Origin of the sequence: Nocardia sp. NPDC052254, assembly GCF_040679495.1 — a bacterium.
Lineage (GTDB): Bacteria > Actinomycetota > Actinomycetes > Mycobacteriales > Mycobacteriaceae > Nocardia.
Genome location: NZ_JBFAUW010000004.1, coordinates 127,175 through 133,008, shown reverse-complemented (window position 1 = coordinate 133,008; position 5,834 = coordinate 127,175). Strand labels below are relative to the sequence as shown.

The following is a 5,834-nucleotide window of genomic DNA, read 5'->3' as shown; positions in this document are numbered from 1 at the left end:
GGTTTCGTGATCCGTCGGATCCGAATTACATGACGCCCTCACGGCCCGCCCCCGCACCGCCGGGCGGTAACAACCACAGTGGCAATCCCGCCGACGGTCCGGGTGAGGAGCGTGGGCCCATCCCGCTGGGGCCGGGTAAGGACTATCGGGCCAAGACGCGGCCGAAGCGGGTTCCGGATATCGGGCCGATGCCGGCGTATTACGACGCGCCGGACGCGCCGGGCTCGCAGGCGTGGATCGATGCCGCGGAACCGCCGGTGCCGCCGCCCGATTCGTCCGGTGCGGATCCGAATGCGGGCGATCCCAATGTCGACAAACCGCTCGAGTTGTAGGCACACAGGTAGGGACTGATACATGGCGGAGAGTATCGAGGTGGATGTCGACGCGCTGACCAAGGCCGCCGATCTGCCCGAGGAAGTCTCGCGGAAGGTTCGGGGGGTGATCGACACCTTGAACGGCACGCTGACCGGAATCGAGAACGACGCCACCAATCAGCCGTGGGGAAATGACAAGTCCGGCAAGAAGTTCGCCGACGGCGACAAGGGCTACAAGGCGACCCGGAAGAACATGGTCGAGGGCGGCTACAGCATGGCTGACGCCCTGCATCAATTCGCTGAGGGCGAGCGAACGGCGGCCGATCAGTTCCGGGCTTCCGAAGGCGGAGCGACCGAGGGGCTCGGAGGCGGATCATGACGATTCCGAATGCGGACACCACCGAGTGGACCCAGATCCTGGGCTCGGCGAATGGTGGAAAGCTGAAGTTCGATACGAAGGACATCAAGGCGGCCACCGATTCCGCGGCACTGCTGATCGCGAATCTGGAGGCGCTGGCGCAATCGGTGCGCGACGCTCGCGCGGACTCGGTCGGGGCGTTCAGTTACCTGCAGTCCAGCCGCGATCTCGCTGGGGTGTACAGCAAGCACGGTTCGGCGCTGTACGACTCGTTGATGACGCACGCGAATGTGGTCCGCGATCAGTACAACACCTTCGTCGCCGCTGGTAAGACTTTCGACGCGCACGAGGACAGCTCCAAGTTCAACTTCGACAATCTGGCCAAACCCAAGGACACCAAGAGCAATGTGAAGGTGCCCACGGCCACGTCGAGTGGCAGTGTGGTCGCCGATCTCTCCGAGGACTGGGTCGACGACAGCTGGACGATGCCGAGTTTCCCCGAGGCGATTCAGGGATACGGCGGCAAGACCGATCAGGTCACCATCAATATCGAGAACTCCGAAAACCTGGACTGGGATCAGCTGATCCAGCTGGGACAGACGATTCACGCGCAACCGCCGATGGATCTGTCCGGATTCTGGGATTCGATGTCGACGGCGCTGACCGACCATCTGACCAAATATGCCGACCAGATCGCCAAACTGCAGTCCGATTGGACCGGTGACGCGTCCACCGCGGCGGTGACCGCGGTGCGCAACTACAAGAACAGTGCGCAGGACCTGATCGACGCGATCAAGGTCACCGGCGCGAGTCTGCGCTACACCAGTGACTGGCTCGAGGCCACCCGTAAGTCGATGCCGGCCCCCGGAGCCAAGGAGAAGACCGGCTGCAAGAACCACCACACCAACGAGTTTCGCGACAACTACAAGAAGTACTACGCGGAGCCGATGAAGTCGACGATCTCCACGATTCCGACGATCGAAATCCCCGGACAGGCGAGTGACGGTAGTCAGTCGGGTGGTGGCAACGGCAACGGCAACGGCAACGGCAACGGGAACGGCAACGGCAACGGGAACGGCAATGGCAACGGGAACGGCCAGGGCAACGGCAATAGCAATGGCAACGGGAACGGCCAGGGCAATGGCAATGGCAACGGCAATGGCCAGGGCAACGGCAACGGCAATGGCCAGGGCAACGGCAACGGTCAAGGCGTCAATCAGCAAGAGCTGCAGGAGGCCTACAACGAGGGGTATCAGGCCGGATACCAAGAAGGTTCGGGTGGCGGTAACGGCAACGGGCAGGGGAACGGCCAGGGGTATGGCAATGGCGAGGGGAACGGCAACGGCAATGGCGAGGGGTACGGCAACGGGAATGGCGAGGGGTACGGCAACGGGAACGGTGAGGGTTCCGGCAGCGGCGAGGGCTATGGGAACGGTGACGGTTCCGGTAACGGCGAGGGCTATGGCAACGGTGAAGGCTCCGGGAACGGCGAGGGTTACGGGAACGGTGACGGTTCCGGTAGCGGCCAGGGATATGGCTCCGGAAGTGGTTCGGGTAGTGGCGGTTACGGCAGCGGCTCCGGATCGTCCGGCAAGAACGGTCAGCAGAACCAGAACGGTGCCGGCAGCGGCTCCGGCAACGGCCAGTCCAATCAGCAGCAGCTCCCGAATCTGAACGATCTGCTCAACTCCTACGGCCTGGGCGACCAGGGCAGCGGCGGATCCTCCGGCGGCGGTTCGGGTTCGGGCAGTACTCCGTACTCGGGACCGAGCAGCACCGGTTCGGGTTCGAGCGGTTCGGGCTCCGGTTCGGGTTCGTCGACGATTCCGTCGAGCCTCGGCAAGAACCCACAGTCCCAGTCCGGTGCGAACGCGGCCAAGAACGGGCAGCGACAACCCTCCTTGGATGACGTGCTGTCCGGATTGGCGGGACAACAGGATTCCGAGGTGCCGACGAACGGTGAGGTGAACCCCTACGGCGATTCGGTCACGACGGGCAGTGCGAACCCACTGGAATCCCTGCTGGGGCAGACCACCGGTAATTCGTCGAATCCGCTGGAGTCGCTGCTGGGCGGGACCACCGGCAACGCCTCGAATCCCCTCGAATCCCTGCTGTCGGGCGGGAGCACGGGGTCCTCCAGTCCGCTGGAATCGCTGTTCTCGGGCGGTGAGCAGGCGTTGAACCAGCTCGGGCAGCAGGCGCACGACGGATTGGCGGGACTGGGGCAACTGCTGCACGGCATTCCCGGATTCGATCAGTTGCTCGCGAGCAATCCGCAGCTGAGTCACCTGCTGGCGGGTATTCCGGGACTCGACCAATTGGTGCCCGGTTCAACGGGATTGGAAGGGTTGCTGTCGAGTGATCCGGATCTGCAGCATCTGCTGTCGAGCATCCCCGGCCTGGACGAACTGCTGACGGGAACCGGCGCCGCCGACCCGATGCACTCGCTGGCGGACCGGCTGCGTGAACTCGGTCAGACTCCCGGCATGGAGGGATTGTCGGATATCGCCGCACAACTCGATCCGGGCGGCGGCGGTGGTGACAGCTCCGGTGGCGGCGGCGCGGACGCCGGCGGTGGATCCGGTGACGGACTCGGGTCCGGCGACGGGACGACTCCGCCCCGGCAACTCGACGAACCGCGCCAGCCCGACAAGTTCCCCCGAGCGGCGCTTCCCGCGGATGTCTCGTCCTATGGTCCGGGACAGCATGATTCCTACGACCAGCAGGCCGCTCAGCAGGGGCAACCAGGTCAGCCCGGGATGGCGGGTACCCCGGCATCGAGTTCGGGGAACGGTGGAGCGCAGGGCCAGCACCGCCGGCCGAAGTATCTGACCTCCACGGATTGGCTGGACGATGCCATGGGCGACACTCCATTCCGGGTCAAGCCGGTGATCGAACCGTGAGTGAGAGACAGTGACCACGTGGACTCTGACGGACCTGGAGTTCAAGGTGTTGTGCGACACCCGATTCTTCGGTCTGGTGCCGTCGATGTTCAGCATCACGAGCCGCATTCCGTACATGGACGACTACGAGCGCGAATGGCGCCGCACCCGAGCGGAATTGGAGAGCCGCGACGACAGCGCTTTCGAGGCGATCGTGGACACCATGGTGCTGCCCGAGGTGCTGGTCGGCGGCGAGGTCTGGGAGGACGACGACTTCGACAACCCGGCCAAGAGAGTGCGCTTCTATGCTGGGCGCCTCGGCTCCCGCGGATTCCTGGTCACGCAGATACCCGGGGAAACCATCAATCATGCCGACGGTTTCAGAATTACGCCGATCGATCCGCGGGCGCTGGGGGACACGGTGGTCCGCCTGATGCCACCCGCCGAACCGGGCCGACGCGGGCCGATCGAGATCGATATCAGCGGCGGCGGCCGGTCCTCGGGCGGCGGCTCCAGGGGCTCGACGGGTTCCATGGTCGCCGACGACGATGACGACGACGGCATCACCAGCTCGGTCTTCTTGAACATCCCCGCCGACCACTGCGGGACGGTCCGCTTGACGCAGGGGCGGTCGAAATTCGGTCCGCGCGGCCGTATCTCGGTTGCCAGGCTGTGGCGGGATCTGCCCGGTGACGGCCGGTACGTGATGCCGCTGGAGGAATCCACGCCCATCGCGATCGGTATGGGATCGGCCGGGTTGTCCGACTGGATCGACACCGAGGCCGAACTGATCCTCGAGCGGATGAGCGATTACCGAGAGGTGGAGGAGTGAGCGCGCTGCTCACCCCTCGAGCAGGAGGGTGACCGGTCCGTCGTTCACCAGCGACACCTGCATGTGCGCACCGAAGCGGCCGGTCGCGACAACGGCGCCGAGTTCACGCAGCGCGTCGGTGAACTCGGTGACCAGGGGTTCGGCGACCGGTCCGGGGGCGGCGGCCGACCACGAGGGCCGGCGTCCCTTGGCGGTGTCGGCGTAGAGGGTGAACTGGCTGACCACCAGGATCGGCGCGCCCAGATCGGCGGCGGAACGTTCACCGTCGAGGATGCGCAGGCGGAACAGCTTGTCGGCCAGCGTCTTCGCGATCGCGGTGGTATCGGTGCCGGTGACTCCGACCAGCGCGAGCAGGCCGTGCGGCACTCCGGTCGCGGACGGATCGATCCGTCCGACCACCTCGTCTCCGACCGTGACCCGGGCCGAGGCGACCCGCTGCACCAGGATTCGCATGCCCCCATTCTGGAGTATCGGCCGCCAGGGGCTTTGCGCGGTGTTTTCAGCGGCGGCCATCGTGCGTTCACGTCGGCGCCACTGGCGATTCTCCCGGCACTGTCATCGTCGAACATCAACGTCTACGGGCGCCGGCCGGTAGTGGGATGGAGGGACCGACAATGGCGAACGAGATCGAGGTCGAGGTGGCGAAGCTCCGCACCGCCGCCGGAAAGACGCAGGACGTGCGCGATCACATCGAACAGGTCCTGACCAAGCTGCACGGTAGGACCAGCGGATACGGAAAGCCCTGGGGAGACGACACTCTGGGCGAGCAGTTCGCGGGCACCGGCACCGGTGACGGCTACCTCGCGGCGCACGACAACATGGTCACCGGTGCGCGCGGCTTCGCCGACGCCTTCCAGAAGGTCTCCGACGGCCAGACCGACAGTGCCACTTATCTGGAGACGATGGAGCACGGCAACACCGACGGCCTCCGATGACGAACGAGCACATGCAGGCCGAGCTGGTGGGAATTCTCGGCGAGGCCAAGCAACAACTGCGGGTGATCGCCGAAATCCAGCGTGATCGGGCCGAGTTGACCGGCAGCGCCTCGGTGCGCAAGAACCGGGTCACCGTGAGCGTGAACGCCGACGGCGCCGTCATCGAGACCAAATTCGGTGCGGGAATCGAGGATCTGAGCTACTCGGAGATCGCGCGCGCGGTGACCGAGGCGGCGCAGCAGGCGTCGAAGGATCTGGCCGAGAAGCATCGGGTGCTGATGGCGCCGCTGCAGGAACGCCGCGCGAAGCTGCCCGCACTCACCGATCTGATCGAGGGCATGCCCGATGTGCGCCTGCCCGTCGCGCCGGAACCCTCACTGGCCCCGCCGGATTCGCCGGAGCGAACCGCCGGCTACGGCGAGGACGAGCTCCGGTTCGAGGATGCGGAGACCTATCCGGTCGAACCGGAACGCCGGGTCACCGACTCCAGTTGGTGAGCCGGGAGCTCCGCGC

Annotated in this window: 6 protein-coding genes and 1 pseudogene; 6 read left to right on the top strand and 1 reads right to left on the bottom strand. The window is 65.5% G+C overall.

Going from position 1 to position 5,834, the window contains the following annotated elements:
- The 4 genes and pseudogenes from AB0L57_RS12785 to AB0L57_RS12770 all read left to right on the top strand — a co-directional run.
- Positions 1 to 332: pseudogene (locus tag AB0L57_RS12785) on the top strand (hypothetical protein); the annotation flags it as partial.
- Positions 333 to 372: 40 nt separating this feature from the next.
- Positions 373 to 693 carry a hypothetical protein gene (locus AB0L57_RS12780; RefSeq protein ID WP_364960819.1) on the top strand — a complete coding sequence of 107 codons (321 nt, stop codon included), beginning with the start codon at positions 373 to 375 and terminating at the stop codon, positions 691 to 693.
- On the top strand, positions 690 to 3,575 hold the full coding sequence (locus tag AB0L57_RS12775) for a hypothetical protein (protein WP_364960817.1): 2,886 nt from the start codon (positions 690 to 692) through the stop codon (positions 3,573 to 3,575). The genes AB0L57_RS12780 and AB0L57_RS12775 overlap by 4 nt, the downstream gene beginning before the upstream one ends.
- 10 nt (positions 3,576 to 3,585) lie before the next feature.
- Entirely contained in the window at positions 3,586 to 4,386 is an 801-nt protein-coding gene (locus AB0L57_RS12770; RefSeq protein WP_364960815.1) for an ESX secretion-associated protein EspG, read from the top strand.
- Positions 4,387 to 4,395: 9 nt separating this feature from the next.
- Here the strand turns inward: AB0L57_RS12770 and dtd are convergent, their stop codons facing one another.
- Complete coding sequence (gene dtd / locus AB0L57_RS12765; RefSeq protein WP_364960813.1) at positions 4,396 to 4,839, bottom strand: D-aminoacyl-tRNA deacylase; 444 nt, start codon at positions 4,837 to 4,839, stop codon at positions 4,396 to 4,398.
- Positions 4,840 to 5,000: 161 nt separating this feature from the next.
- On the opposite strand from dtd, the gene AB0L57_RS12760 reads away from it, so the two are divergent.
- Entirely contained in the window at positions 5,001 to 5,321 is a 321-nt protein-coding gene (locus AB0L57_RS12760; RefSeq protein ID WP_364960811.1) for a hypothetical protein, read from the top strand.
- Positions 5,318 to 5,818 carry a YbaB/EbfC family nucleoid-associated protein gene (locus AB0L57_RS12755; RefSeq protein ID WP_364960809.1) on the top strand — a complete coding sequence of 167 codons (501 nt, stop codon included), beginning with the start codon at positions 5,318 to 5,320 and terminating at the stop codon, positions 5,816 to 5,818. The genes AB0L57_RS12760 and AB0L57_RS12755 overlap by 4 nt, the downstream gene beginning before the upstream one ends.
- Positions 5,819 to 5,834: the final 16 nt, after the last annotated feature.

Bases quoted from the DNA above. Each gene is read 5' to 3' on its own strand.
- AB0L57_RS12760 (WP_364960811.1), top strand. From the start codon at position 5,001: ATGGCGAACGAGATCGAGGTCGAGGTGGCGAAGCTCCGCACCGCCGCC.
- AB0L57_RS12775 (WP_364960817.1), top strand. From the start codon at position 690: ATGACGATTCCGAATGCGGACACCACCGAGTGGACCCAGATCCTGGGC.
- AB0L57_RS12755 (WP_364960809.1), top strand. From the start codon at position 5,318: ATGACGAACGAGCACATGCAGGCCGAGCTGGTGGGAATTCTCGGCGAG.
- dtd (WP_364960813.1), bottom strand. From the start codon at position 4,839: ATGCGAATCCTGGTGCAGCGGGTCGCCTCGGCCCGGGTCACGGTCGGA.